Raw genomic sequence first — 469 nt, 5'->3', positions numbered from 1 at the left:
TTGGCTGTTCTCGTTTTGTATTCAATCACTTCCTATCTCTATGGGATAATGCATACAAAGAAACAGGAAAAGGTTTGACATATGGTACATGCTCTGCCAAACTTCCTGCCATAAAGAAAGAGTTTGTTTGGCTAAAAGAAGTGGATAGTATTGCGATTCAGTCATCTGTCCGCAACCTTGCGGATGCTTATACACGCTTTTTCAAAAAACAAAACAGTGCCCCGCGTTTCAAATCTAAGAAAAATAACGTGCAATCTTATACCACAAAACAAACAAATGAAAACATTGCCGTTGTAGGAAACAAAATTAAATTGCCAAAACTAGGTCTTGTTCGATTTGCCAAAAGTCGTGAAGTACAGGGACGTATTGTAAATGCTACAGTTAGACGGAACCCTTCTGGCAGATACTTTGTGTCATTGTTAGTCGAAACAGAAGTGCAAGAACTTCCGAAAACACATTCTTACATTGG

Annotated in this window: 1 protein-coding gene; it reads left to right on the top strand. The window is 38.4% G+C overall.

Annotated features, from left to right (window positions below; genetic code table 11):
- The coding region (locus JDS95_RS30480; protein ID WP_199691049.1) for an RNA-guided endonuclease TnpB family protein at window positions 1–469 on the top strand (469 nt) is incomplete at both ends.

Source organism: Bacillus cereus group sp. N24 (genome assembly GCF_016483345.1).
Taxonomy (GTDB): domain Bacteria; phylum Bacillota; class Bacilli; order Bacillales; family Bacillaceae_G; genus Bacillus_A; species Bacillus_A toyonensis.
The sequence above is the reverse complement of the archived record's forward strand: the minus strand, read 5'-3'. Positions and strand labels throughout refer to the sequence as shown.